General features: G+C 58.9%; 23 protein-coding genes. 17 read left to right on the forward strand and 6 right to left on the reverse strand.

Features of this window, described 5'->3' with window-relative positions; all coding sequences use genetic code 11:
• Window positions 1–3: 3 nt before the first annotated feature.
• Complete coding sequence (locus ACR0KM_RS18535; protein WP_480861266.1) at window positions 4–660, reverse strand: TetR/AcrR family transcriptional regulator; 657 nt, start codon at window positions 658–660, stop codon at window positions 4–6.
• A gap of 277 nt (window positions 661–937) precedes the next feature.
• Between ACR0KM_RS18535 and ACR0KM_RS18540 the strand changes: the two genes are divergently transcribed.
• The 9 genes from ACR0KM_RS18540 (at window position 938) to ACR0KM_RS18580 (ending at window position 10,652) form a co-directional block, all read left to right on the forward strand.
• Window positions 938–2,044, forward strand: coding sequence for a sugar ABC transporter substrate-binding protein (locus tag ACR0KM_RS18540; RefSeq protein WP_480861265.1), 1,107 nt, complete (start codon window positions 938–940; stop codon window positions 2,042–2,044).
• Between the two features lie 89 nt (window positions 2,045–2,133).
• The gene (locus tag ACR0KM_RS18545) at window positions 2,134–3,099 is read left to right on the forward strand and encodes an ABC transporter permease (RefSeq protein ID WP_480861264.1); all 966 of its coding nucleotides are present in this window, start codon (window positions 2,134–2,136) and stop codon (window positions 3,097–3,099) included.
• Between the two features lie 10 nt (window positions 3,100–3,109).
• The gene (locus ACR0KM_RS18550) at window positions 3,110–4,618 is read left to right on the forward strand and encodes a sugar ABC transporter ATP-binding protein (protein ID WP_480861263.1); all 1,509 of its coding nucleotides are present in this window, start codon (window positions 3,110–3,112) and stop codon (window positions 4,616–4,618) included.
• Between the two features lie 10 nt (window positions 4,619–4,628).
• Entirely contained in the window at window positions 4,629–5,570 is a 942-nt protein-coding gene (locus ACR0KM_RS18555) for an ABC transporter permease (protein ID WP_480861262.1), read from the forward strand.
• The gene (locus ACR0KM_RS18560; RefSeq protein WP_480861261.1) at window positions 5,567–6,604 is read left to right on the forward strand and encodes a zinc-dependent alcohol dehydrogenase; all 1,038 of its coding nucleotides are present in this window, start codon (window positions 5,567–5,569) and stop codon (window positions 6,602–6,604) included. The genes ACR0KM_RS18555 and ACR0KM_RS18560 overlap by 4 nt, the downstream gene beginning before the upstream one ends.
• A gap of 18 nt (window positions 6,605–6,622) precedes the next feature.
• Window positions 6,623–7,192, forward strand: coding sequence for a flavodoxin family protein (locus tag ACR0KM_RS18565; RefSeq protein ID WP_480861260.1), 570 nt, complete (start codon window positions 6,623–6,625; stop codon window positions 7,190–7,192).
• A complete protein-coding gene (locus ACR0KM_RS18570) occupies window positions 7,192–7,491 on the forward strand; it encodes a putative quinol monooxygenase (RefSeq protein ID WP_480861259.1) in 300 nt (99 codons plus the stop codon). Before ACR0KM_RS18565 ends, ACR0KM_RS18570 begins: the two co-directional genes overlap by 1 nt.
• A 57-nt stretch (window positions 7,492–7,548) precedes the next feature.
• Window positions 7,549–9,051 carry an aldehyde dehydrogenase family protein gene (locus ACR0KM_RS18575; RefSeq protein WP_480861258.1) on the forward strand — a complete coding sequence of 501 codons (1,503 nt, stop codon included), beginning with the start codon at window positions 7,549–7,551 and terminating at the stop codon, window positions 9,049–9,051.
• Complete coding sequence (locus ACR0KM_RS18580) at window positions 9,051–10,652, forward strand: GMC family oxidoreductase (protein ID WP_480861257.1); 1,602 nt, start codon at window positions 9,051–9,053, stop codon at window positions 10,650–10,652. The genes ACR0KM_RS18575 and ACR0KM_RS18580 overlap by 1 nt, the downstream gene beginning before the upstream one ends.
• Before the next feature lie 76 nt (window positions 10,653–10,728).
• Here ACR0KM_RS18580 and ACR0KM_RS18585 read toward each other — a convergent pair whose 3' ends face one another.
• Window positions 10,729–11,547, reverse strand: coding sequence for an aldo/keto reductase (locus ACR0KM_RS18585; RefSeq protein WP_480861256.1), 819 nt, complete (start codon window positions 11,545–11,547; stop codon window positions 10,729–10,731).
• Between the two features lie 149 nt (window positions 11,548–11,696).
• On the opposite strand from ACR0KM_RS18585, the gene ACR0KM_RS18590 reads away from it, so the two are divergent.
• The 4 genes from ACR0KM_RS18590 to ACR0KM_RS18605 are packed head-to-tail and all read left to right on the forward strand — an operon-like array spanning window position 11,697 to window position 15,630.
• Window positions 11,697–13,277: an acyl CoA:acetate/3-ketoacid CoA transferase gene (locus ACR0KM_RS18590; protein WP_480861255.1), complete on the forward strand. Its 1,581-nt coding sequence runs from the start codon at window positions 11,697–11,699 to the stop codon at window positions 13,275–13,277.
• Window positions 13,277–14,044 (forward strand): enoyl-CoA hydratase/isomerase family protein, encoded by a 768-nt coding sequence (locus ACR0KM_RS18595; RefSeq protein WP_480861288.1) that lies wholly within the window; start codon window positions 13,277–13,279, stop codon window positions 14,042–14,044. The genes ACR0KM_RS18590 and ACR0KM_RS18595 overlap by 1 nt, the downstream gene beginning before the upstream one ends.
• An 18-nt stretch (window positions 14,045–14,062) precedes the next feature.
• Window positions 14,063–14,374 (forward strand): Dabb family protein, encoded by a 312-nt coding sequence (locus ACR0KM_RS18600; protein ID WP_480861254.1) that lies wholly within the window; start codon window positions 14,063–14,065, stop codon window positions 14,372–14,374.
• Entirely contained in the window at window positions 14,374–15,630 is a 1,257-nt protein-coding gene (locus tag ACR0KM_RS18605) for a glycerate kinase type-2 family protein (RefSeq protein WP_480861253.1), read from the forward strand. The genes ACR0KM_RS18600 and ACR0KM_RS18605 overlap by 1 nt, the downstream gene beginning before the upstream one ends.
• A gap of 15 nt (window positions 15,631–15,645) precedes the next feature.
• On the opposite strand, the gene ACR0KM_RS18610 is transcribed toward ACR0KM_RS18605, so the two are convergent.
• Genes ACR0KM_RS18610 through ACR0KM_RS18625 form a run of 4 tightly spaced genes read right to left on the reverse strand, consistent with a single transcriptional unit; the run spans window position 15,646 to window position 19,580 of the window.
• Window positions 15,646–16,506, reverse strand: a complete 861-nt coding sequence (locus tag ACR0KM_RS18610) for a sugar phosphate isomerase/epimerase family protein (RefSeq protein ID WP_480861252.1) — start codon at window positions 16,504–16,506, stop codon at window positions 15,646–15,648.
• A 3-nt stretch (window positions 16,507–16,509) separates the two neighbouring features.
• Entirely contained in the window at window positions 16,510–17,658 is a 1,149-nt protein-coding gene (locus ACR0KM_RS18615) for a dihydrodipicolinate synthase family protein (RefSeq protein WP_480861251.1), read from the reverse strand.
• 9 nt (window positions 17,659–17,667) lie between these two features.
• Entirely contained in the window at window positions 17,668–18,438 is a 771-nt protein-coding gene (locus ACR0KM_RS18620) for a 3-ketoacyl-ACP reductase (protein ID WP_480861250.1), read from the reverse strand.
• Entirely contained in the window at window positions 18,435–19,580 is a 1,146-nt protein-coding gene (locus ACR0KM_RS18625; RefSeq protein WP_480861249.1) for an acyl-CoA dehydrogenase family protein, read from the reverse strand. The genes ACR0KM_RS18620 and ACR0KM_RS18625 overlap by 4 nt, the downstream gene beginning before the upstream one ends.
• 160 nt (window positions 19,581–19,740) lie before the next feature.
• Between ACR0KM_RS18625 and ACR0KM_RS18630 the strand changes: the two genes are divergently transcribed.
• From ACR0KM_RS18630 to ACR0KM_RS18645, 4 genes are all read left to right on the forward strand, one after another.
• A complete protein-coding gene (locus ACR0KM_RS18630) occupies window positions 19,741–20,757 on the forward strand; it encodes an aldo/keto reductase (protein WP_480861248.1) in 1,017 nt (338 codons plus the stop codon).
• Window positions 20,754–21,206 (forward strand): MaoC family dehydratase, encoded by a 453-nt coding sequence (locus tag ACR0KM_RS18635; RefSeq protein ID WP_480861247.1) that lies wholly within the window; start codon window positions 20,754–20,756, stop codon window positions 21,204–21,206. Before ACR0KM_RS18630 ends, ACR0KM_RS18635 begins: the two co-directional genes overlap by 4 nt.
• A 10-nt stretch (window positions 21,207–21,216) precedes the next feature.
• Complete coding sequence (locus tag ACR0KM_RS18640) at window positions 21,217–21,636, forward strand: GlcG/HbpS family heme-binding protein (RefSeq protein WP_480861246.1); 420 nt, start codon at window positions 21,217–21,219, stop codon at window positions 21,634–21,636.
• A gap of 78 nt (window positions 21,637–21,714) precedes the next feature.
• Window positions 21,715–21,993 carry a transposase gene (locus ACR0KM_RS18645; protein ID WP_480865546.1) on the forward strand — a complete coding sequence of 93 codons (279 nt, stop codon included), beginning with the start codon at window positions 21,715–21,717 and terminating at the stop codon, window positions 21,991–21,993.
• Window positions 21,994–22,100: the final 107 nt, after the last annotated feature.

Consider the following 22,100-nt stretch of genomic DNA (forward strand, 5'->3'; position numbering starts at 1 on the left):
GACTCATCCAGCCGGAGGACGCTCAGAGCGGACAATCCGCAGAATGCTGTCAACGTTAAAGGACAACCTGTCCTCAAGCGCCTGATCGTCCATCAGGTTCCGACCGAACAGATAGGACCCGGTGAACCGGTTGGTCAGATAGTAATACCCGATAGCCGCGATGGTGATGTTCAGCTGCGTGGCGTCGATGCCTTCCCGGAATTCACCGCTTTGCTGACCGCGTTTCAGGATTTCTTCGACCATGCCAACCAGTCCTCGCATGGATTCGGGCAAGTTGGGTAGCGATTTGATGTGACGCGCACGATGCAGGTTTTCGCTGTTGACCAGCGTTATGAACTCGGGGTTCTTCAGGTAGTACTTCCAAGTGAACCGAACCAGCGACTCCAGCGCTTGGGTCGGCGACAGGCTTTCCAGTTTCAGCTTGCGCTCGGCGCTGCGGATGTCCAGATAGGCCGCTTCCAGAACGGTGCGAAACAGGTCTTCCTTGCTGCCGAAATAGTGATACAGCATGCGTTTGTTGGCATTTGCGCGCTCGGCGATTTCATCCACGCGGGCACCACCCAGACCGTGTTTGGCGAATTCTTTCTTGGCCGCTTGCAGAATGCGGGCTTTGGTTGCTTCGGCGTCTCGTTTCTTTCTGGTCGTGTTGGCTTCGGCCACCGCTCATGCCCCCAATTTGTTGTTTGGCTGTCTGATCTAAACACATAGTGAGAATGACCAGAAAGTTACACCCGGCGCTGCCGGTCACTCCCAACCATTTGTTCGGCCATGTCCGCATCTTGCGTCCGCCTTTCATAACACTTGACAGGTCTTGCCGTAAAGAAGTAACTAGTTAGTGCGTTTGTGGCGCGAGGAGCGATCTGTGCTGAATTCGTGTCAGTTGGGGCCAACAGAATAATCACCTGGTTCCCGCGTATGTTCGTAAAGGGAGGACAGCATGTCATTTATCAAAAAATACATCGAGCAGGAGACGATCACGCGTCGGAATTTCCTGCTGGCATCGGCCTATGGCGTTGGCGGTGCAGCAGTGTCCAGCATGTTGGGTGGCATGGCGCGCGCAGCCATCACTGACCCAACAATTGCATGGTCGTATCGCAACCGCACAAACCCATATTGGAATGAAATCGTTTCGGGTGGTGAGGCATTTGTCGAAAGCCTTGGCAAGCCGAAGGATTTCCTGACGCACCTGATTAACGAAGGCTCGTCCGAGAAGTCGCTGGCGGACGTCAAGGCGCTGTTGTCGAAGACCAACGGGGAACTGGCCCTGGCCATCGACACCAACGACGCGCCCAACGCGCGTCCGGTGGTGGAAAGCTGTGTTGAGGCCGGAGCCTATGTCTCGACCCTGTGGAACAAGACCGACGACCTGCATCCCTGGGATTTTGGCGATCACTATGTCAGCCACATGAGCTGGTCTGATGAAGGCCCTGCCGAGCAGACCGCACGTATCTTGCTAGATGCCATGGGTGGTTCGGGCGGGGTTGTGCATTTGGGCGGAATAGCCTCGAACAACCCGGCGATTGAGCGTTTGGCAGGTCTGAAGAATGCGTTGAAAGACTATCCGAATTGCGAACTTCTGGCGGCCGAGCCCGCCGACTGGGATACACAAAAGGCCAACCAAGTGATGAGCGCCTTCCTCACCCGCTATGGTGACGAAATCAAGGGTGTGCATTGTGCCAATGACACGATCGCCTATGGCGTACTGGAAGCGCTGCGCGCCGAAGGTATCGAGGACATGCCCATCGTGTCTTATGATGGCAATCCGCAGGCGGTTGAACTGGTCGGCGAAGGCAAGATTCTGGCCACCGTCTTTACCAACCCGCATTGGGGTGGCGGCATCACGGCTGCGCTGGCCTATTACGCGGCCACCGGCCACTTCAAACCCTCGGAGGAGCCGAACGAGCACCGCGAATTCTACGGGCCGACCATCATGGTCAAACCCGAAGATGCGCAGGCGTTCAAGGCCGAGTATCTGGACAGCGTCCCGACCTACGACTGGAAAGACTTCTGGTCCACGTCGAACGGCCAAATTCAGTACAAATAAGGCGACTGCGGGCTGGTCCTGAGACCGGCCCGCTCGCCCGGGTCTGCGGCGCACGCGACCCCGCCAATTCACTCAGTGGGAGGAAGCACGTGAGCAATGTGCTGACACGGGATGTTCTGATCAAATGGGCACCCCTGATCGTCCTTTTGGTTCTGGTCCTGTTTTTCGCAGCGATGGAGCCGCGCTTTTTCTCGCTGCGCAATTTCGCGCGGATCGGGATTTCATCCGCGCCTGCCCTGATGGTCGCGATTGGTGTGACTTTCATTATCATCATGGGGTCGATTGACCTGTCGATGGAAGGCACCGTGTCCGTCTGCGCTGTGGTGTTCGCCTTTGCCTTCATAGGGCTTGGCGGCACGTTGGCGTCCTGGGCTTGGCTGGCCTTGCCGCTTGCACTGCTGGTCGGAGCCGCTATCGGATTGGCGAACGGGCTTGTGCATGTTCTGCTGAAAATCCCGTCCTTCATGGCCTCGCTGGCGATGGGCTTTGTGGGTACCGGCTTTGCCCTGCTGTTGACCGGAGGCGACCGGATCCGGGTCGAAGATGACCTGTTCCGTTCATTGCTGACCGAACGTTGGTTTGGCTTCCCGATCATGTGCTACGTTGCGCTGCTGTTCTTGCTGATCGCATGGTTCATCCAATCGCGTACTACACTGGGGCGTAACTTCTATGCCGTAGGCGGAGGCGAGGAACTGGCCCATGCCTCGGGTCTGAACGTCAATCGCGTGCGGATCATGGGTTTCGCACTGGCTGGTGTCTTCTATGCTGTCGGTGCGCTGCTGGCGGTGGGTCGGATCGGGATTGCAGAAACTGCGACGGGGTCGAATTTCATGTTCGTCTCGATCACCTCGGTCGTGGTGGGCGGCACCGCGCTGTGGGGCGGGATCGGCGGCGTGTGGAACACGCTGATCGGGGTCCTGATCGTGAATGTCATCAACAACGGCATGGTTGTGATCGGGTTGCCCGGCTATGTGCAGGACGGTGTTCTGGGCGTGTTGGTCATCGCCGCGGTGGTTTTGTCGACCGACCGCAAATCCGTAACCTTCGTGAAATAGGGGCGGGCCAATGTACGAACTGACCAATGTCGACAAGAAATTCCCTGGCGTCCACGCGCTGAAATCTGTCAACTTCAAGATCGGGCGCGGCGAGATTGTCGGTCTGGTCGGCGAAAACGGTGCTGGCAAGTCAACCCTGATGAAGGTGATCTACGGCGCCTATCAGGCTGATGGCGGCGATATCACCATCGACGGCACCAAGGTCCGCTTTCAGAACCCGCGTCAGGCCATGGATCATGGCATCGGTATGGTGTTCCAGGAACAATCCCTGATCACCAACCTGACCGTGATGGAGAACATCTTTCTGGGATTCGAGCAGCAATTCGTCAGCTATGGCGTCATCAACTGGAAGGCCATGGCCGAGGCCGCGCGCAAGCAACTGGCCAAGGTCAAGCTGGATATTGATCCGGCGACCACCACATCGAGATTGTCATTTGCGCAGCGCCAACTGGTGGAACTGGCCAAGGTGCTGACATTGGAAGAACGGATTGACGGCGATCTGGTCATCCTGCTTGACGAACCGACCAGTGTGCTGGCCAAGGAAGAGGTTGAACTGCTATTCAGCCTTGTGCGCGAATTGACCAAACGCGCGTCGTTTATTTTTGTCAGCCACCGCATGGACGAGGTTCTGGATCTGTCCGACCGCATCTATGTGATGAAAGATGGCGAGGTGGTTGATGTGGTCGACCATGACAACGCCGACGTGGATGCGATCCAGCACAAGATGGTGGGCCGCGATGTCGACAAGGAATATTACCGCGAGCAGAAACAGAAGCCTTATCAGTCTGACGCGCAGCCGCTGGTGGCTTTTGAGGCGGTTTCGACAGATGGCAAATACTCGGACATCTCGTTCGATCTACACCCCGGAGAAGTTCTGTGCCTTGTCGGGACCGAAGGATCGGGCCGCGAGGCGATCCTGCGCACGATCTTTGGTCTGGAGACACCATCCTCGGGCACTGTGACCCTCAAGGGTCAGGCGATTGGCAGGTTCAACGCGCAGACCGGTGTGAGCAGCGGCGTGGGCTATATCCCTCGTGAACGCAAGGTCGAAGGCATCGTGGCGGGGATGAATGTCTATGAGAACATGACGCTGAGCCAGATGGGGAACTACTCGAATTCCGGGGTTTTGCGCATTAGCGAGGAGAAATCGTTGGCGAACCAGTGGATTGACCGGCTGGCGATCAAGACGCCCGATGTCTACAAGGATTGCGGCGGGTTGTCGGGCGGCAACCAGCAAAAGGTGGTTCTGGCCAAATGGCGTTCGGCCGGGTCGGACATAATCCTGCTGGATCACCCCACTCGCGGCCTGGATATCGGGGCCAAGGAAGATGTCTATGACATGGTGCGCGAGATGTCGGATGACGGCGTTGGCATCATCCTGGTGGCGGACACGCTGGAAGAGGCCATTGGCCTTAGCCACACGATCATCGTCCTGAAGGACGGCGTCGCGCAGAAACGTTTCGATTGCAGCCCCGGGGACAAGCCGTCGCTTTATGACCTTGTCCACCACATGATCTGAGGCCGGACCCATGAGTTTTGAACGCATCAAACCCCATCTGCCCTGGATCACGCTGCTGGTGCTTGTACTGGCGGTTGGTCTGGCGGATTCGAACTTTCTTCGTCCCGCCAATCTGATTTCGATGATGGCCGATATCGTGCCGCTGTTCATCATGGCGTTGGGAATGACCTTCGCGATCTATATCGGCGGGATCGACCTGTCGGCGCAATCGGTGGCAAACATGACCACCGTCGTGGCCACCATCGCGCTGCCGACTTTCGGCATCGGAACCGCGTTGATCTGCATCTTGGCCGGCGTTGTGCTGGGCAGCATCTCGGGCTATGTAACGACACGGCTTTATGTGCCCTCGTTCATCTCGACCCTTGCCGTCGGTGGCATCGCCTTTTCGGCGGCGCAATACATGTCAGGGCAACGCGCATTGTTCATGGATGCGACCTTGCGGGATTCGACCTTTGGCTGGATGACCAGCTCGGTCGCGGGCCTGCCGAGCGAGTTGATCATTGCGGCCGTTCTGGTTCTGGGTGCGTGGTTCCTGCAATCGCGCACCACGTTTGGCCGCGCGCTCAAAGCGGTTGGGGCGGGTGAACCGGCCGCTGTTGCGTCGGGTTTGAACGTGAACCGGATCAAGATCATGGCCTTCGCCCTCTCTGGCGGGCTGGCGGCGATTGCGGGCTTGCTGTTCTCGGTTAAACTTTCCGGTGGCTCTCCCACACTGGCAAACGGGTTCCTGCTGCCTGCAATCGTCGCGGTTCTGGTCGGTGGCACGCCGCTGACCGGAGGTGTCGGCGGGGTGATCAACACGCTGATCGGAACGCTGATCGTGGCGGTGATCCGATCCTCGATGCTGTATTTCGAGGTTGACGCCACGCAGCAGCAGATGGTGTTCGGCCTGATCCTGATCGGCGCGATTGCACTGACCATAGACCGCACCAAGCTGAGGGTCGTCAAATGACGCGGACCATGCGCGCCGCCGTTCTGGTGAAACCGGGTGTGTTCGAGGTGCAGGACGTCCCGCGCCCTGTACCCGGTCGGGACGAAGTGCTGGTGCGCATTACTCGGGTCGGGATTTGCGGCACGGATATGCACATCTTCAACGGCCATTACGTGGCCGAGAATCTGCCGATGATCCCCGGTCATGAATTCACGGGCACGATTGCCGCGCTGGGTGACGGTGTCACCGGCCCGACCTTGGGCGCGCCCGTGGTCGTGGATATGAATATCGGCTGCGGCACCTGCTATTGGTGTCGCCGTAATGAGATCCTGAACTGCCCCGAGATGCAACAGATGGGCATCACCATGGATGGGGCCTTTGCCGAATATATCTCGGTGCCTGCCCGGCTGGCGATCCCTGCACCCGGCGATGTGCCGGCTGAAGTTCTGGCCCTGACCGAACCGCTGGCCTGTGTCGTGCGTTGCGCGCGCAAGGCGAATATCGCTTTCGGGCAGTCGGTGGTGGTGTTGGGCGCAGGCCCGATCGGTAACCTGCATGTGCAACTGCTGCGCACCATTGGCGCGGCTCCGATCATCGTGGCGGATGTGTCCGAAGACCGGGTGAACATGGCGCTGGAAGTCGGGGCCGATGTTGGTGTCAGCAATCCGGACACGCTGGAAGAGACCGTTCTGAAACACACCGATGGTCGTGGTGCAGATGTGGTCATCGAAAGTGTCGGGTTGCCCGCGTTGTATGAACAGGCCACACGCCTGATCCGCAAGGGCGGTCATATCGCGGCCTTCGGCATCACCGGCGCGGGTGAGACACTGCCCGTCGATATTCTTCAGACCATCCTGCAAGAAAACTCGATCAAAGGGTCTGTCGCGGGAATGGGGCAGGACATGCACGATGCGCTGACGCTGCTAAGCCATGGTCGCATTCGGACCGAACGCTTTACTGGAAGAACCTTCCATCTGCAGGACATTCAGGCCGCGTTCGATACGTTCTCGGACCGACCGCAGGATCTGAAAACGCAAATAGAAATAAATTCTTAACAATAGGGAAAGTGCCAAATGGGTAAAATTCTGATCATCTATGACAGCGAAAGTGACCGGCGGTTTACCGAGCTCGCTGTGCCGTATGTGAAAGAGGGTGTTGAGCGGGTCGACGGCATGGAAATTCGCGTGAAGTTTGTGGAAGACGCGAAAACCGAAGACGTGTTCTGGGCCGATGGGATTGCTATTGGCTGTCCGACCCATCTGGGTGGAATTTCGTGGCGGATGAAAAAGTGGTGGGATGACCGTACGCCTGATATCTGGTTCAAGACCGACGGGAAATTCGCGGTACCCTTCACCTCGGCCGGGTCACTGGGCGGTGGGGGTGAGCTGACCTGTCAATCGCTGAGTATCATGATGATGAACATGGGTTACTTTGTGTTCGGGATCACCGATTATGTCGCGAAAAAGGAAAGCCTGCACTACGGTGCCGTGTTTGCCGGAGAACCCCGCGCCGAGCATGCCATCGAAGCGTGTCGTCGCGCCGGGCAACGGCTGGCTGAATGGGTCGGCTATTATATGGATGGCCGCAAAGAGCTTCATCCTTTGGACGCGAAATATCAACGATTCTGGGAGCTTGCAGACTGATGGCCAAAACACGTCTACTGGTTGAACTGGATGTCAAACCCGACATGGCAGACGCCTTTGTCGAAATGTTCAAAACCGAATTTATCACGCGATCTCGCAGTGAAGATGGGTGTGAACAATACGAGCTTTGGCAATCCGCCGAAAACCCAGGAAAAATGACCATTCTCGAAGTCTGGAGCAGCAAGGACCATTTGGACACGCATCTGGCGCAGGATTGGTTTGGCGACTGGGCACCCAAAATGGAAGCGATGCAAGCCACACCCCTGGTCGTGCGTATGATGGCATCCGTCGAAGACTGAACGTCGCGGTTTGCGCCCCCGCACACTTGCGAGGGCGAACACGGCAGAGAGGATATCATGGACAAATCCAGCCACACACTGACCCCGCCTTCCGAACCGCGCGAGTTTGGGTTTTTCATGGATGGCAACTGGGTACCCGCCGGAGATCGTGCGATGTTCGAACGGTCCTCACCCGGCCATGGTGTGCCAGTCACTCGTATCCCGCGTTGTACCGAGGATGATCTGAACGCCATTGTCGCCTCGGCCCGCACTGCCTTCGATGACCGGCGCTGGTGTGGCCTGTCGGGGGCCGACCGCGCGGCGGTTCTGCTCAAAGCAGCAGACCTGATCCGTCAGCGAACGGACGAGATCGCCTATTGGGAAACACTGGAAAACGGCAAACCGATTGCGCAGGCGCGGGCCGAGGTGTCGGGCTGCGTCGGGATGTTCGAATTCGCATCCGGTCTGGCGCGCGCGCTGCATGGGGAGAGTTTCAACAACAGCGGCGACGGGGCGATGGGCATCGTCACGCGTGAACCTGTTGGCGTTGTTGGTCTGATTACCCCCTGGAACTTCCCCTTCCTGATCCTGTGCGAACGGGTGCCGTACATTCTGGCCTCGGGCTGTACCATCGTTTCGAAACCCTCCGAGGTGACAAGCGCCACGACATTGTTGCTGGCGGAAATCCTGTCCGAGGCGGGGCTGCCAGATGGTGTGTTCAATGTGGTCACTGGATCGGGCAGCGTGATTGGTCAGAAACTGGCCGAGCATATGGATGTGGACATGCTGTCCTTCACCGGCTCGACCGCCGTGGGCCGGTCTGTCGTTGCGGCAGCGGGCCAGAGCAACTTCAAGAAACTGGGGCTGGAGTTGGGCGGCAAGAACCCGCAGATCGTTTTCGCCGATGCTGATCTGGAAGACGCTGCCGACGGTGTCGCCTTTGGCATTGCCTTCAACACCGGCCAGTGCTGCGTGTCCGGTGCGCGACTGCTGGTCGAACGCTCGGTCGCCGACAAATTCGCCGAGATGGTGGCCGAGAAATTGCGCAAGGTGCGTGTGGGCGATCCGCTCGATGAACGCACGCAGGCCGGCGCGATCACAACGGATGCGCAGAACCGCACCATCCTGTCCTACATCGCGAAGGGTCAGGAAGAGGGCGCGACCCTGCTGACCGGCGGCACCACGCCCGAAATCTCGGGCGGGCAGTATATTGATCCGGTCGTGTTCACGGGTGTGACCAACGAAATGGCCATTGCGCGGGAAGAGATTTTTGGCCCCGTTCTGGTGGTGATCCCCTTCGATACGATTGACGAGGCGATCGCGATTGCCAACGATACCGAATACGGGCTGGCCGCCAGTGTCTGGACCAAGAATATCGACAAGGCGCTGACGATCTCGCGCCGGGTTCAGGCAGGTCGGTTCTGGGTCAACACGACACTGGCCGGTGGCCCCGAATTGCCGATTGGCGGGTTCAAAGCCTCGGGCTGGGGGCGTGAGGCCGGGATGCACGGAGTTGAGGAATACACGCAGGTCAAGTCGATCCATGTCGAGATCGGCAAACGGGCACATTGGATAGAGTGATGGCGACAAGCGGATATGACTATGTGATTGTTGGCGGTGGCTCGGCCGGATGCGTTCTGGCCAACCGTCTGTCCGAGGACAGCAACGTTCGGGTTCTGATGCTTGAGGCGGGCGGCAAGGACAGCCACCCGCTGATCCATATGCCGGTCGGTTTTGCCAAGATGACGGACGGCCCGCATACTTGGGGGTTCAACACGATCCCGCAGGTCAACGCCAACAATCGTGAGATTCCCTATGCACAGGGGCGCGTGCTGGGCGGCGGCAGTTCGATTAATGCCGAGGTGTTCACGCGCGGCAATCCCGTTGACTATGACCGCTGGGCAAATGAGGAAGGCTGCGCGGGCTGGTCTTTCGATGACATCCAGAAGTACTTTATCCGGTCCGAACGCAACGCCATCCTGTCGGGCGACTGGCACGGAACCGAGGGGCCTTTGGGTGTCTCGAACCTGGATTCCCCGCAGGAAATGACCCGCGCTTTTGTGCGTTCGTGCCAGGAGGCAGGTATCCCTTATACCCCCGATTTCAACGGACCGGTTCAGGAAGGCGCGGGGATTTACCAGACGACGACCTGGAATGCGAAACGCTGCTCGGCCGCGGTTGGGTATCTCAGGCCAGCTCTCGCGCGTCCGAATCTGACCGTGAAAACCGGCTGTCAAGTGCACCGGGTTGCCATCGAAAACGGCCGCGCTGTTGGCGTTGAATTTGATCAGGGCGGTCAAGTGGAAACTGTAACCGCCGACCAAGAGGTTCTGGTGACTTCGGGCGCGATCGGGACGCCGAAGCTGATGATGTTGTCAGGTGTTGGGCCGGCTTCGCATCTGCAGGATCACGGGATCACGGTGAAACATGACTTGCCCGGTGTGGGTGAGAATCTGAATGATCACTTCGGCATCGACATCGTGGCCGAGCTGAACGGGCATTACAGTCTGGATAAATACAACAAGCCCCATTGGGCGGCCTGGGCGGGCATTCAGTACTATCTGTTCGGCTCGGGGCCCGTGGCGTCCAACGTCGTCGAAGGGGGGGCTTTCTGGTACGGAGATAAGTCCGCGCCGGTGCCTGATCTGCAATTCCATTTTCTGGCCGGGGCAGGGGCCGAGGCTGGCGTGCCCAGTGTACCCAAGGGAAGCTCGGGCATTACGCTGAATTCATACACGGTGCGACCCAAAGCACGGGGTACGGTGCGCCTGCGTTCAAACCGCGTCGAAGATATGCCGCTGGTTGATCCCAACTTCCTCGGGCATCCCGACGACCTGAAAACTTCGGTTGAAGGTGTAAAGCACAGCGTCGAGATTTTCCGGCAGAAAAGTCTGCAAAAATACATCCGACAGATCCGTTTTCCCGATGACAACATCAAAACCCAGGCCGAATTCGAGGCTTACGCCCGCCAATATGGCCGCACGTCTTATCACCCGACTTGCACCTGCAAAATGGGGGTTGACGAGATGGCGGTGGTTGATCCCCAGATGCGTGTGCACGGCATTGACGGTCTGCGGATCTGCGACAGTTCGGCCATGCCCAGCCTGATCGGATCAAACACCAATGCGCCGACAATCATGATGGCTGAGAAGGCTTCAGATATGATCCGGGGCAATCACTGAGCCTTACGCTCTCAAAGGCTTAGGGCTTCTCCCCAGACTGGCGGTACCGTTGATCGGCACCGCCCTTCTTCTTCGCCTAATCCCACTTGGGTGCCCAGGGCACCAGATCTTCCCCGACGATGCGGAATCCGGTCTGCGTCATTGCATCAATCCGATCCATGTCACTGCTGGACAGGGTAAAGTCCATCACGTTGAAATTGGCGTCGATATTGGTGCGTTTTGTGGACATGGTGTTGATCGAGACACCTTTTTGCAAAATCCAGCGCAGAACGACCTGTCCGGCTGTTTTGCCATAGGTCTTGCCTATTTCTTCAAAGATCGGATGTTTGAATACCTCACCGCGCGCGACGGAACAGTAGGACGATAGCGGAATCCCGGTTTCCGTTGCTGCCGCCAGTAGTGTATCCTGATTGAGCAGCGGGTGAAATTCTACCTGATTGGTCACTAAAGGCGTATCGATGATCTTGGCGGCATCCCGCATCATCTGGGCTGTGTAGTTCGATACACCGATGTTCTTAGCCAGACCCTTCGCATGTGCCTGTTCCAACAGCTTCAGCGATGGGGCAATATCCCCGCCAATTGGCGGCCAGTGCAGCAGCAGGACATCGACATAGTCCAGCTGCAACTTCTTTAGGCTTTGTTCGACCGAAGGCAAAAACGCCTCTTGGCTGAAGTTGTCGGGGTGGACTTTGGTAGTCACGCAAATCTTATCCCGGTCAAACCCGATCTCTGCCAGGGCGTCTCCGGTTTCCTGCTCGTTTTCATACATTTGCGCGGTGTCGAACGATCGGTACCCGACCTCGGCTGCGTGTTTCATCGCTTCGCGCAGTTCGGCCCCGGTCAGGGGGAAAGTGCCGAATGTGCGTTGATTTGTACCTTGAAAGTAGATGTTCATGGTAGTCCTCCCATATGAGTCAACTTACAAGTAACCTATTGGTTACTTTATGTCAGGTCAATTCTGCTGTGGCCCAATTTCCTGTTGATTTTTGGCGGGCTGCCATGCATATATAATATAACCAGTTAGTTACTTGTGAGGAGGATCGCATGAGCAAGCAAATGTCGGCGCGCGAAGCGGCCAACATGATTCCGGATGGGGCCACCGTCGCGGTCAATTCCTCTAGCGGTCTATGTTGCCCGGATGCGGTCCTGAAAGGTCTGGGCGAACGGTTCGACGAAGACGGCACCCCCCGCAACCTGACCACCATCCACCCGATCGCAGCAGGCGACATGTTCGGGACCAGAGGGGTCGATCACATCGCCAAGCCGGGGCTGCTGACGCGGATTATCGGTGGATCGTACCCTTCGGGTCCCAGCAAGGCCGAACCGCCGCTTGTTTGGCAGATGATCACGGCCGAACAGGTGCGAGCCTATAACGTGCCATCGGGCATCATTTTCGACATGCTGCGGGAAGCGGCGGCAAAACGTCCGGGCGTTTTGACCAAGGTCGGGATGGAAACTTTTGTTGATCCCGAAGTCGAAGGCTGCGCGATGAACGACGCAGCCCGTGCTGAACCTATCGTAAAGCGTATGGAATTTGAGGGCGAAGACTGGCTTTATTTCAAATCCATGGCCCCGAACGTGGCGATCATCCGGGCCACCACGGCGGATGAAAAAGGGAACCTGAGCTTCGAGCATGAAGGCGCCTATCTGGGCGCGATGGAAATGGCGTTGGCGGCGCGCAACAATGGCGGTGTGGTGATCGCGCAGGCCAAACGGGTCGCTGCTGCTGGCAGTATCCGACCCCATGACGTGCATGTGCCGGGGATTCTGGTTGATGCGATTGTCGAGGCCCCCGACCAGTTGCAGACCACGGCCACCGAATATGATCCGGCGATTTCAGGCGAGCTGACCCGTCCGCTCGACAGCTTCCGCACGGCAGAATTCAACGTGGGCAAGGTCATCGCCCGCCGTGTCGCGCAAGAGCTGAAAGATGGCTGGGCGGTGAATATCGGCTTTGGTATCTCGGCCAATGTGCCGCGCATTTTGGTCGAAGAGGGGCTACACGGTTCGGTCACATGGATGATCGAACAGGGGGCTGTGGGGGGCGTGCCGCTTCTGGATTTCAAATTCGGTTGTTCAGCCAACGCCGAGGCTTTTGTGCCTTCGCCGCATCAGTTCTGCTACTTTCAGGCTGGCGGGTTCGATGCCTCTTTGTTGTCCTTCCTCGAGGTGGATCGGAATGGGTCGGTCAACGTCTCGCGCCTGTCGGCGATCCCGCATCGCACGGCGGGTGCGGGGGGGTTTGTCGACATCACTACTCGGGCCCGCAAGATCGTCTTTTCGGGCAATTTCAACGCAGGTGCGAAGATGTCGATCGAAAAGGGGCAGATTAAGATCCTGCAAGAAGGCAAGGTGGCCAAGTTTGTCAATGAGGTCGACCAGATATCGTTCTCGGGCAAGCGGGCGCAGCGGCAGGGTCAGGATGTGACCTATGTGACCGAACGCTGCGTGATCCGGCTGACCGATAAGGGTCTGATGGTCACCGAAATCGCGCCCGGGCTGAATCTGCAGCGCGACGTTCTGGATCAGGCGGCGACGTCATTGCTGGTCTCAGATGACTTAAAAACCATGGATGCAACTCTGTTCGATCCGGCCCCAATTGGGCTGACGCTGCCCGCCGCGTGATGGAGCATCTGCAGCTGGATATCGAGGCCGGTATCGCCCGGCTGACCCTGAACCGCCCCGAGCGCCTGAACGCGCTGACCGAGGTGATGATGGACGATCTGCTGACTCTCTGTCGTCGGATCGAGCGGTTGGATGAGGCGCATGTGGTGATCCTGACCGGCGCAGGTAAGGCTTTTTGTGCGGGAGGGGATATCGATGCTTGGGCCGATCACGGGCCGGACAGTTTCGGCCGTCACTGGCTGCGCGACGGGCATCAGGCGCTGGATGCGCTGACCCGGCTGCGCCAGCCTGTTATAGCGGTGCTGAACGGTCATGTGTTGGGCGGAGGGCTAGAGCTGGCCGCCTGCGTCGATTTTCGGATCGCCGAGGCGCATATCCGCATCGGACAACCGGAACCGGCGCTGGGGATCATCCCCGGCTGGTCCGGCACCCAGCGCACGGTGCGCCGGTTCGGTGCGCAGCTTGTACGGCGGATGGCGATGTTCGGCGAGCAATTCTCGGCCGAGGATGCCGAGCGCTTGGGCCTTGTCGACCGGGTGGCGGGCACCGGGCAGGGAATGGCCGTGGCGTACGAATTGGCAGAAAGCCTGCGCCATCGCGGGCCGGTGGCGACCGAACTGGTCAAGATGCTGATCAACGCCGCTGAAGGCGAAGAGCGTGAGCGAATCTTCGAATCCCTTGCCGGGCGCATCGCCGCTGCGCAGCCAGAATTGCAGACAGGCCTGGCCGCATTCAAAGCGCGTAAAAAGCCTGATTTCTGGTCCTGATCTGAGAAGGAGCCCCCGATGATACGACACCTGGTTCACCTGCGATTCAAAGCGGATACCAGCGAAGCTGACAAGGCCGCGCTCTATGCCGATCTGGCGGGATTGTCGACGCATATTGACGGTATTCTCGACTTTCAGCACCGACGGAACATCTCGGTCGAAACACCGCTGGTGCGTGGGTTCGATGATATGTTCTGGTTCGATTTCCGCGATACGGCGGTGCGGGATACGTATCTTGAGGATAGCATCCATCAGGAGATTGGCGCACGCATCGTCGCCAAACTGGACGGTGGTGCAGATGGTGTTTTTGTCTGCGACATCCAGCTTTGATGCAGGACGCTGCATTTCTCACCACGCTTTTTGACGCTGCGGTTGAGGCTGCCGATCCGGTGGCTGCCCTGAAACCGCACTTGCCGCCGCCGCCCAAAGGCCAGACCATCGTGATCGGGGCCGGGAAAGGCGCTGCGCAATTGGCTCAAGCATTCGAGGCGCTTTGGTCAGGGCCACTGTCTGGCATTGTCGTCACCCGTTATGGGTACGGTACAGATTGCAAGCGGATCAAAGTGCTGGAGGCTGCGCATCCGGTTCCTGACGAGGCCGGTGTGAAAGCCGGTCAGGCGATGATGCAGACTCTGTCGGGGCTTGGTCCCGACGACCTGGTAGTGGCTTTGATATGTGGTGGCGGATCGGCGTTGCTGCCGTGCCCGCCCAACGGGCTGACGCTTGCGGATGAGCAGGCACTTAATCGGGCATTGCTGGTGTCAGGGGCGCCGATCTCGGTCATGAACGCCATTCGCAAGCATGTCAGCGGGATCAAGGGTGGACGGCTCGCAGCGCTGGCACATCCGGCGCGTGTGGTGTCACTTGTCGTCTCGGACGTGCCCGGTGACGACCCGGCACAGGTCGCATCGGGCCCCACGGTGCCGGATCGGGTAACGCGCCAGCAGGCTTTGGACCTGATCAGCGACCATCGCATCGACCTGCCTGCCGCAATAAGGGCGCATCTTGACAGCGCCGTCTCAGACGCACCGGACCCCGATGACGACTGTTTTGCGCACAACGAGGTTCATGTGATCGCGTCTGCCCGTCTGTCGCTTGAGGCTGCTGCGCGGACTGCCGAGGCGCAGGGTGTGCCCGCCGTGATCCTGTCCGACGCGATCGAAGGCGAAGCCCGTGACGTCGCCCGCGTGCACGCGGCAATCGCCCGTGAGGTTGCCGCCAGAGATCGGCCCTTTCGGAAACCGGTTGTGATCCTGTCGGGCGGAGAGACCACGGTCACGCTGCGCGGATCGGGCAAAGGTGGGAGAAACACCGAATTCCTGCTGGCCCTGGCGCAGGAAATTGACGGGTTGAACGGCATTGTCGCGCTGGCAGCAGATACGGATGGGATCGACGGGTCTGAGGACAATGCGGGCGCGTTTGCCGATGGATCAAGCTGTGCTCGGATGCGAGCGGCAGGGCGCAGCCCAGCAGCGGATTTGGTGCTGAATGATGCCTTTTCGGCCTTCGCGGCGGTTGGCGATCTGTTCTCGCCCGGGCCGACCGGGACCAATGTGAACGATTTCCGTGCAATCCTCGTACAATAGTCTCGCCGATACGCGTCAGCAGAGCCGCCGGAATCGATCAACGATCGTGTCGAGAACCTCATGCGGGTCCCGTTTCCACCAGTTTTGGGCCGAGAAAATCTCGACCTCGCACAACCCGTCATAGCCCGCATCTTCGACCGTAGCCCGAAGGGCGGGCAAGTCAGCGACTCCGTCGCCCATCATGCCTCGATCCAACAGAATGTCGCTGGTTTCGGCCAGCCAGTCGCACAGGTGATATCCCAGAATGCGCCCTTGTGCACGGCTGGCCAGTGTGTCCGCCAATGTCGTGTCCCACCAAACGTGATAGACGTCGATGGCCACGCCGACGTTGTCCGCCCCCACCGCATCACATACGTTAAACGCATCGGCGGCGGTCATCAGGCAGGTGCGGTTTCCCGCTGTGGCGGGGTTCAGCGGCTCCAGCGCAAGATGGACGTGACGTTCGGCGGCATAGGAGGCAGCGCGTGCAACGCGGTCGGCCAGAATCTTCTGACTGTCCAATACGCCTTTGGTGCCGGGTTCCGGCCCGCCGGTTACAATGGTCAGCACCGACGTGCCCAGGCCTGCCGCTTGGTCGATGGACAGGTGAAAATCATCCATAATCTGCTGATCCGACGGCAGCGCCAGCGGACCCGTCAAAAACGGAGTGCGGCACAGACCCACAACCTGCATTCCCATTGCGCGGACCCGCTGGCCGATTTCGGCCTCACGTCCGTCCAGTTCCCGGCGCCAGAAGGTGATCCCGCCATATCCGCGCGCGGCGCAGGCGTCGATCACCTGCTCGGGCGACCAACCCGCACCGTGGCCATCAAGATTGTGGCCCAAAGTCGCGGTATTCAGCGCCAGCGCGGAATGATCGTTCGAGAAATCGCGCAAATCTCAGACCCCGTAGAGTTTGAACATGTGCCCCATCCGCTGCACCGCCAGATCGGGGTCCCGCAGCAGCCCGCATTCATCGGCGATTTTGAAACAGTCGGTGAAATAGGGCAGGGACCGTGTCGCCTGTGCACCGTTCAGCATGATGAAATGGTCCTGAAACCCGTTCAGCCACGCCAGAAACACGACGCCGGTCTTATAATACTGCGTCGGCGCGCGGAAGATATGGCGCGCGAGGGGAACCGTCGGGTCCAGCGTGGCACGGAAGGCGGCGGTGTCGCCATCGCTCAGTTGGCTGACCGCGTAGGCCGCCGCCGGGGCGAGGGGGTCGAATATCCCCAGCAGCGCGTGCGAAAAGCCCTTTTCGTCACCTTCGATCAGTTCGGGATAGTTGAAATCGTCACCGGTATACATTTTGACGCCTTCAGGCAGCAGGCGGCGCATGGTGATCTCTTTGTCGGCGTCCAGAAGCGAGATTTTGATGCCATCCACGTTTTTGATGTTGGACCGGATCACAGTCAGGGCAGTTTCCAGCGCGGTATCGAAATCGCGTGTGCCCCAATACCCGGCAAGCTGCGGGTCGAACATCTCACCCAGCCAGTGCAGGATCACGGGCTGATCGCAGGCCGCAAGCACGTCATTGTAGACCGAGATATAGTCGTCGGGTCCGGTCGCCACCTTTGCCAGCGCCCGCGACGCCATCAGGATGATCCGCCCGCCCAGCCTCTGGATCGCCTCGACCTGTTTCAGATAAGCGCGCCGCACGTCGTCCAGCGAAGTGGCGTCTGCCGGGTCCAGATGATCGGTGCCACAGCCATTCGCGACCAGCGCATCGGGCAATTCCTCTTTGGTGCGGCGGATTAGCTCCAGCGCCCCGGTCCAATCCAGACCCATGCCGCGTTGGGCGGTATCCATAGCTTCGGCGATGCCCATGCCCATGCCGGCCAGATAGTGCCGGAACTCCATCGTCTTGGCCCAGTCGATATGGGCGGGTCCGGTCGGGTCATGATCGCCGAACGGATTGGCCACAACATGGGCTGCGGAATATAACACCCGGGCCGAGTTCGGCGTCAGCGTACTGGGCGCAACCGGCGTGCCTACCAATGCGTAGTCATGCAGCCTACCAGCGGTGTCGGGCAGTTTAATCTTCATCGGGCAACCTCAGAAACGGGGCACAAGCATCCCGGCATCTGCCGAGATCGCCTGTCCGGTGGTATAGGGAAGCTTGCCGCTGGCCAGAGACGCGATGATCGCGCCCATATCCTCGGGCTGGCCCACACGGGGGAACAGGGTCAGACCGTCTTTGGCGCGTTGATCATAATGATCGATCACCGGCGCGGTCATGTCGGTGGCGATCAGGCCGGGCTGCACATCGTAGACGGCGATGTTTTCGGACCCCAAACGGACCGCGAAGGTTTTCGAGATCATGGCAGCTGCCGCCTTGGATGCACAGTATTCCGCCCGCGGTACAGCCACCGCGACGGCGTTAGATGAGGTGACGTTGACGATGGAATGAAACAGCCCAGCGTCGCGGTCACGCGCCAGCAGCCGCTTGGCAAAAGACTGGGATAGAAAGAACATCGCCTTGGTGTTTACGCCCATGCAGCGGTCATAGCTTTCCTCGCTGACCTCAAGTAGATCACCGCGCTGCAGCACACCGACACCTGCGTTGTTAACGAGGGTGGTCAGCGGGCCGATCTTATCCTCGATCTGGATCAGGTGGTCATCATGAGCGTCGATATCCGACACGTCGAAAGCGGCAGCAACCACCGGCACCCCGAGCGCGCGGATCGTGTCTGCGGCGTTTTGCAATTCGGCGTCCATGACGGGACCGTTGACTGCAATGGCAAACCCCTCGCGCGCCAGTGCCACGGCTGCGGCAAGGCCGATGCCACGCGACGATCCAGTGACCAAAGCTGCTTGTGCTGTCATGCTGCCGCGCCTTTCGAGAGCAATTCCCGAGCGATGATCATACGCTGAATTTGGTTCGTGCCTTCATAAATCTGAGTGATCTTGGCATCTCGGTACAGGCGTTCCACTTCAAAGCCGCGAATATAACCCGATCCGCCAAAGACCTGTACCGCATCCGACGACCGCTGCACCGCCATGTCCCCGGCAAAGCACTTGGCCATGGAACAGGCTTTGGTCGCGTCCTGCCCGGTATCGATCTTGTAGGCGGCGGAATGGACCAGAAGACGTGCGGCTTCGACATCCTTGGCAATGTCGGCCAGCAGCCATTGGACGCCCTGAAAATCCGCAATCGGTTTGTTGAACTGCTTGCGCTGTTGCGCGTAATCCGTCGCCGCTTCAAGCCCGGCTTGGCCAATCCCCACGGCCAATGCGGCAATGCCGACGCGGCCTTTGTCCAGAACACTCATCATCATGTGAAATCCGCGGCCTTCGGTGCCCAGCAAGGCGTCGGCGGGCAGGCGCACATCGTCGAATGAAAGCGGCCCAACCTGGCTGGCGCGTTGGCCCATCTTGATCTCTTTCGGTCCACGCGTGACCCCGTTGGCGTGAAGATCGACCACAAAGATCGACATGCCGCGATGCCCGGCCTCGGGGTCGGTGCGGGCCAACACAAAGCCTAGATCCGCGACCGGCGCGTTGTGAATCCAGATCTTGCCACCATTCAGCACCCAGCCGTCGCCATCGCGGACCGCCGTGGTGCGAATGCCCGAGACATCGGTGCCTGCTTCGGGTTCGGTAATGCAATAGGCGGGGCGCACTTTGGCCGCCAGAAGATCGCCCAACCATTTGTCCCGCTGTCCTGCCGTTCCATGGCGCACTAACAGGGTCGTCACCAGTTCCAGCAAGCCACATTGATCCGCGATCGAGGCATAGCCGCGCGACAACTCCTCCATCACCAGCGCATAGGTCACGGTGTCGAACCCCGGCCCGCCCATCTCTTCCGGGACGCCGATGCCGAACAGGCCAAGTTCGGCCATTTGATCATAGATTTCAGACGGAAAACGCGACTCCCGATCCAGTTCTTCAGCGGCAGGGCGGATAACATCCTGCGCAAACTGGCGGGTCATGTCGCGGACCTGAATATGGGTTTCTGTCAGAAACATGGCATGCGCCCCGTGTTGTAACCAGTCAGTTACTAATAGGCAAAAGACCCTGCCTTCGTCAAGTGGGTTGATCGGTTTCTGGATTTGAAGTAAATAACCAGACAGTTACTAATAGTCGCGCAACCGGCGCATCTCCGGTCTTGCGCATAGGGAGGTTTTTATGAATCCGAACACGAAAAACAAGTTTGGCCGGGTAGACCTTGACGTTTCCGCCTTTGGCTTTGGCACAGCGCCCATCGGCAACATTTTTCGCGAGATCGATGAGGAAACATCCCACGGCATGATCCAGCACGCATGGGACAATGGCGTTCGGTATTTTGACACCGCTCCGATGTACGGCCATGGTCTGTCGGAACTGCGCACCGGGCACAGCCTGCGGTGGAAGGACCGCGATGACTATATTTTGTCCTCAAAAGTGGGGCGGGTTCTGAAGCCGGCGCGCCGTCAGGATATCGATTTCGAACCCTGGACCAATGCCGCGCCCTTCACGATGCATTTCGACTATAGCTATGACGGCATCATGCGCTCGTTCGAAGACAGTCTTCAGCGGATGGCGACCGAGCGGATGGATATCTGTTTCATTCACGACATTGACGTGTTCACCCGTGGTGACGAGCAGCCCGAAGTGTTCAAACAGGCGATGGACGGCGCGTGGAAGGCGTTGGAAAGCCTTCGCGATCAGGGTGTCGTCAAGGCCATCGGCGTCGGGGTGAATGAATGGGAAGTCTGCCACGCTGCGCTTGAACAGCGCGATTTCGACTGTTTCCTGCTGGCCGGTCGCTACACGCTGCTGGAACAGGACGCGTTGGACAAGTTTCTCCCGCTTTGTGAAGAGCGCGGGGCTGCTGTGGTTGTTGGCGGTGGCTTCAACTCAGGTATTCTGGCGACTGGGGCCAAAGAGGGGGCCAAATACAACTATGCCCCGGCACCCGCAGACATCATGGATAAGGTCCGCAAGATCGAGGGGGTCTGCGCCGAATACAACGTGCCATTGCCCGCCGCCGCGCTGCAATTCGTTGTGGCGCATCCAGCGGTTCCAACGTTCATGGCGGGTACGCGGACGGTTGAACAACTGGACCAGAACCTGAACTGGTTCAGCCACGATATTCCGGTAGAATTCTGGACCGAACTTAAGGCCAAGAGCCTGCTGCGCGAAGACGCTCCGGTTCCGCAATGAAGGCCGCGTTGCCGGCGGGCCAATATGGCTATGACGACCTGAACGTCGGCGACGTCATGAAAACCGGGTCTGCCCAGATAACGGCGGACCTGATTGATGCCTTCGCGGACCTGACCGGAGACAAATACGATCTGCATCTGAGTGACGACACCGCGCGGGCGCTTGGGTACCCAGCCCGTGTAGCGCATGGTTTGCTGGTTCTGTCGGTTGTGGACGGTTTGAAATTTCGGTCGGATGCGAAACCCGTGGGGTTGGCGTCCTTGGGCTGGGACTGGCGTTTTGAAAAGCCGGTTTTTGCAGGCGATGTGATCAATGCTGAACTTACGGTTATCAGCAAACGCAAAACGACCTCGGCCGCGCGCGGGATTATCTCTTTCGGGTTCGACGTATTCAACCAAGATGGGCTGCGCGTCCAGCACGGTACAAATGAACTGATATTCGATTTATGAACGAGGGAAAATGCAGGTATCGATCCCGAAACGCATGATCACGCATGAGGCCGCGAACGCAGCGGTTCAGGCCGCGCTGTCCCATGCCAAGGACAATGAATGGGCGGTTGCCGCGATAGTCGTGGATGCAAGCGGCCACATGGTTGCCGCTGGACGGCTGGACAGTGCTCCTGCGGCCGTGGCTGAATTTGCGCAGGACAAGGCGCAAACAGCGGTATTGGGCAAGCCGACGCGTGACTTCGCAGAGCGCATGTTGTCGAGCCCCGAGCTGCAACTTGGAATGATCAACCGCCCCAAGCTTTGCGCCTGGGATGGAGGAATCCCAATTCACGAAAACGGCGTTCTGATCGGCGCCATTGGAGTGTCCGGGGCTGCTGGGCCGGATGATATCATGTGTGCGATGGCAGGAATTTCTGCCATCGGTCTTTGAGGGGATTTGATGGAACGGCATCCCCTGATCTCTTATCTGGTAAATTTTGGAGGTGGGGACCATCAGGAGGTTCGCAAAATGCCGGACTTGGAGCTTGTCGGTATAGATCTGGCCAAGAGTGTCCGTACCAGAAAGCTAGAGGCGCAAATCGCCGACTGCGCGAGGCAAGATGAAATATTTCGGAGGTTGAACGCGATACCGGGCGTGGTCCCGGTTATTGGGACGGTAATTGCAGCACCAGCACCTTGGAACACTATACGCGGCAGCGATTTTGAGGCGTGGGTAGGCTTGGCCCCACCCCAGCATTCGAGCGGCGGCATGCAGCGCCGAACGCGCTCGCCAAAGACGGGCGACTGAACTATACGGTGCCTCCTCATTAATGGATCCAGCGTTTTGGTGGGGCGAGTACAATGGGGCCGCACTTCGCTCATTGCTAGCAAGAAAACTGCATCGAAAGCCACTGA

The organism is Ruegeria sp. G10 (genome assembly GCF_056533645.1).

What these genes read in the sequence shown, in the direction of transcription:
- ACR0KM_RS18540 (WP_480861265.1), top strand. Translation starts at nt 938, where the DNA reads ATGTCATTTATCAAAAAATACATCGAGCAGGAGACGATCACGCGTCGG.
- ACR0KM_RS18550 (WP_480861263.1), top strand. Translation starts at nt 3,110, where the DNA reads ATGTACGAACTGACCAATGTCGACAAGAAATTCCCTGGCGTCCACGCG.
- ACR0KM_RS18555 (WP_480861262.1), top strand. Translation starts at nt 4,629, where the DNA reads ATGAGTTTTGAACGCATCAAACCCCATCTGCCCTGGATCACGCTGCTG.
- ACR0KM_RS18560 (WP_480861261.1), top strand. Translation starts at nt 5,567, where the DNA reads ATGACGCGGACCATGCGCGCCGCCGTTCTGGTGAAACCGGGTGTGTTC.
- ACR0KM_RS18565 (WP_480861260.1), top strand. Translation starts at nt 6,623, where the DNA reads ATGGGTAAAATTCTGATCATCTATGACAGCGAAAGTGACCGGCGGTTT.
- ACR0KM_RS18570 (WP_480861259.1), top strand. Translation starts at nt 7,192, where the DNA reads ATGGCCAAAACACGTCTACTGGTTGAACTGGATGTCAAACCCGACATG.
- ACR0KM_RS18575 (WP_480861258.1), top strand. Translation starts at nt 7,549, where the DNA reads ATGGACAAATCCAGCCACACACTGACCCCGCCTTCCGAACCGCGCGAG.
- ACR0KM_RS18580 (WP_480861257.1), top strand. Translation starts at nt 9,051, where the DNA reads ATGGCGACAAGCGGATATGACTATGTGATTGTTGGCGGTGGCTCGGCC.
- ACR0KM_RS18585 (WP_480861256.1), bottom strand. Translation starts at nt 11,547, where the DNA reads ATGAACATCTACTTTCAAGGTACAAATCAACGCACATTCGGCACTTTC.
- ACR0KM_RS18590 (WP_480861255.1), top strand. Translation starts at nt 11,697, where the DNA reads ATGAGCAAGCAAATGTCGGCGCGCGAAGCGGCCAACATGATTCCGGAT.
- ACR0KM_RS18595 (WP_480861288.1), top strand. Translation starts at nt 13,277, where the DNA reads ATGGAGCATCTGCAGCTGGATATCGAGGCCGGTATCGCCCGGCTGACC.
- ACR0KM_RS18600 (WP_480861254.1), top strand. Translation starts at nt 14,063, where the DNA reads ATGATACGACACCTGGTTCACCTGCGATTCAAAGCGGATACCAGCGAA.
- ACR0KM_RS18605 (WP_480861253.1), top strand. Translation starts at nt 14,374, where the DNA reads ATGCAGGACGCTGCATTTCTCACCACGCTTTTTGACGCTGCGGTTGAG.
- ACR0KM_RS18615 (WP_480861251.1), bottom strand. Translation starts at nt 17,658, where the DNA reads ATGAAGATTAAACTGCCCGACACCGCTGGTAGGCTGCATGACTACGCA.
- ACR0KM_RS18620 (WP_480861250.1), bottom strand. Translation starts at nt 18,438, where the DNA reads ATGACAGCACAAGCAGCTTTGGTCACTGGATCGTCGCGTGGCATCGGC.
- ACR0KM_RS18625 (WP_480861249.1), bottom strand. Translation starts at nt 19,580, where the DNA reads ATGTTTCTGACAGAAACCCATATTCAGGTCCGCGACATGACCCGCCAG.
- ACR0KM_RS18630 (WP_480861248.1), top strand. Translation starts at nt 19,741, where the DNA reads ATGAATCCGAACACGAAAAACAAGTTTGGCCGGGTAGACCTTGACGTT.
- ACR0KM_RS18635 (WP_480861247.1), top strand. Translation starts at nt 20,754, where the DNA reads ATGAAGGCCGCGTTGCCGGCGGGCCAATATGGCTATGACGACCTGAAC.
- ACR0KM_RS18640 (WP_480861246.1), top strand. Translation starts at nt 21,217, where the DNA reads ATGCAGGTATCGATCCCGAAACGCATGATCACGCATGAGGCCGCGAAC.
- ACR0KM_RS18645 (WP_480865546.1), top strand. Translation starts at nt 21,715, where the DNA reads ATGCCGGACTTGGAGCTTGTCGGTATAGATCTGGCCAAGAGTGTCCGT.